A 2817-nucleotide genomic window follows, 5' to 3' on the forward strand; every position below is an offset into this window, starting at 1 on the left:
TGCTGCGGGTGTTCTGCGAGATGGACACCGTGGCGCGGGCGGCGGAGACTGCCGCCTGTATGGAGCGTTTCCTGGGGCTGGAGGGGCAGAACATCGAATAAAAATAGGACGGAGGCCTTTTGGCCTCCGTCTTTATTTGGTGATTGGCTGTTCAGGACCCCTGCTGGAATGATTTTAGATATTCCTCCACAGAGCGGGACATTTCCCGGGAAAAGCTGGACTGGTATTTCCGCTCACAGAAGGCGGCCAGCCACTCTTCGTAGGGCCGCTGGCCGGCCTGGGGGGCCAGCATTTCCTGCAGCTCCTCCGGGCCCATGCGGCGGTATGTGTTCTCGTGGACGATGTGCTTCAGGCGGCATCGCTCGGGCTTTGGCCGCTCCCTCTGCTGCTGGGTCGGCGTCCCGATCACCAGCATGACCGCCGGGAATACATAGCTGGGAAGGCTGAGCAGCTCCCGGTGGGTTTCGCACTGTTCCATGATGTCTCCAATATAGCAGGAGCCCAGCCCCAGGCTGTCCGCTGCGGTTACCGCGTTTTGAGCGGCAATCGCGCAGTCGGTCACCGCCAGCATCAGATCCCCCGCCCTGGGGGGACGGGGCTCACAGCCGGCGGCGGCAAAGGCGTCATACCACTTTTGACAGTCCGCGCAGAAAATCAGCACGACCTCCGCCTTTGCGATGAAGGGCTGGTTATCGCAGGAGACGGCCAGCTTGTCCTTGAGGCCCTGATCTGTAATATCCAAAATGGTGTAGAGCTGCTGGTTACCTGCGGTAGGCGCCGCGCAGGCGGCCCTCAAAATCTGCTCCTTTTGCTCCGCTGAGACAGGCTCTCCGGTGTATGCCCGCACGGACTTGCGCCTGTGCAGAGCGGTTAGAATCTCGTTCACGTCAAAGTCCCCTTTCGTTAATATGTCAAATGCTCCTGCTGGGCTTTCAAAGGTCGAATTGCTCGTGGGCGCATCTCCGACCCGGGGGCGTCAGGGTGCGGACGATCATGTCCTGTGCCGCCGGTTCAAAATCATTCCCACGGCAAATCCAAGGGCCGCCGGGATCACCCAGCCCAGTCCGTAGGTATAGAAGGGGAGGACCCGCCCCGCCAGGCTGGCCACGGGCTTGAAGCGCACCACCCGGCACAGTTCCAGCACCGCCGCAGCCAGTGTGAACCACATGGTCCACTGGTAGACAGGGCGGGCGTGGCCGAAAAACTGCCCCAAAAGTCCCAGCAGAATCAGTACAATGGCCAGGGGATAGAGGAAGTAGAGCACCGGGGCGGAAAATTCGATGATTTTGGAAAGACCAAAGTTGGAGATGAGCAGGGAAGCGCCGCTGAACAGCACCGCCCACTTGGGGTAGGAGAGCCTGCCGGGGAACATCTCCTCAAAGGTCTCCCCGCAGGAGGTCACCAATCCCACGGCGGTCTTCATGCAGCATAGGGTCACCGTGACCGCCAGCAGCAGCGCGCCCCCCGGGCCAAAATAGTGGCGGGCGATGATGGCGAAGGCATAGCCCCCTGTAAAGCCGGGGTCTGAGAGGCGTTCCGCGTAGAGCCCAAAACTCTGGGCTCCCACCAGGGCGGTGGCCGCGTAGATGAGGGCCATCAGGGACATGCTCACCACCCCGGAATTCACTGTGCTCACCGCCACCCGCCCCGGCTCAGTGACCCCAAGCTGGCGGACGGTCCGAATGACGATGATGCCAAAGGCCAGACTGGCCAGGGCGTCCAGGGTATCATAGCCCTGCAAAAAACCGGCGGAAAAGGCGGAGTGGATATAGTCCCCGCTGGGAGCCACCGAGGACACGGATTGGACAGGCTTGATGAGAGCCGTGACCAGCATAATTCCCAGAAAGAGAAGGAAGGCCGGGTTCAGAAATTTCCCCACGGAATCCAGAATTTTGGATGGTTTCAGGGAGAAAAACAGCACCGCCCCAAAAAAGCACAGGGAAAACCCAAGCTGCCAAAGCCAGGGGTTTTCTCCCACGAAGGGGGACAGGCCGATGGTGAAGCTGGTGGCGGCGCAGCGGGGGATGGCGAACAGGGGCCCGATGGTCAGATACAGGGCGCAGGTAAAGAGAAGCCGGAACCGGGGGGACACCCGGCCTGATAGGTCCAGCAGGCCCTCGCTCCGGGCAAGACCAATAGACATGACCCCCAGAAGAGGGATACCCACGGCGGTCATGAGAAGCCCCAGGAGGGCGGCGGGCAGGTTCTGTCCAGCTTTAGCCCCCAGGATCAGAGGGAAAATCAGGTTGCCCGCCCCGAAGAACAGGCCCAAAAGCATGGAGCCGATGAGGGTCAGCTGGCGGGGGGTGAGTTTTTCATTCAAGGAAGGGTCCTCCTTTTCTTTTCTGCCCCCCATAGTATCACAAAATGTGCCCGTTGGGAAGGATAAACGGCGAAAGTCCAGGGTCTGAAAAAAGGAGGGCTCAAATTCTTTTGGGATCGGGCCAGGCGTCCGGGCCGTCGGTCATTGCGACGGCCTTGAATTCCTCGGTCTCTTTTGCAAAGGCGTACATGGCCTGAGCCATGGAATACATTTGCGGATAGGTTTCCAGGCAGCGCCTTTTGGCGTCCGCTCCCTCAAAGGCGTAAAGCCAGTCGCTGCCCGTCTGCCGTCTCACCGTGAAATAGCGGGCCACCGCCTGGGCAAAGCGGTCATGATCCCCGGTTTTCTGCATCCGTCCGGCATATTCCATGTAAGACAGCAAGGCGTACTCCGCCTTAGAGCCTGTTTAAAATCTTTTGACAAAAAAGGCGGAGTGGAAGATAATAGGGAAAAAAACAAGCGGGAGCTGGGGAAAATGCATCAATATCCAAGTG

The 2817-nt window shown here is 59.6% G+C and carries 3 protein-coding genes; all 3 read right to left on the bottom strand.

The features are described from left to right. Window positions 1-151: 151 nt before the first annotated feature. Window positions 152-886, bottom strand: coding sequence for a nitroreductase family protein (locus ACTO5E_RS10685; RefSeq protein WP_482303517.1), 735 nt, complete (start codon window positions 884-886; stop codon window positions 152-154). A 105-nt stretch (window positions 887-991) separates the two neighbouring features. Then, the gene (gene brnQ / locus ACTO5E_RS10690) at window positions 992-2323 is read right to left on the bottom strand and encodes a branched-chain amino acid transport system II carrier protein (protein WP_482303519.1); all 1332 of its coding nucleotides are present in this window, start codon (window positions 2321-2323) and stop codon (window positions 992-994) included. A gap of 100 nt (window positions 2324-2423) precedes the next feature. After that, window positions 2424-2705: a hypothetical protein gene (locus tag ACTO5E_RS10695; RefSeq protein WP_482303520.1), complete on the bottom strand. Its 282-nt coding sequence runs from the start codon at window positions 2703-2705 to the stop codon at window positions 2424-2426. Window positions 2706-2817 lie beyond the last annotated feature (112 nt).

The organism is Acutalibacter sp., assembly GCF_056800975.1.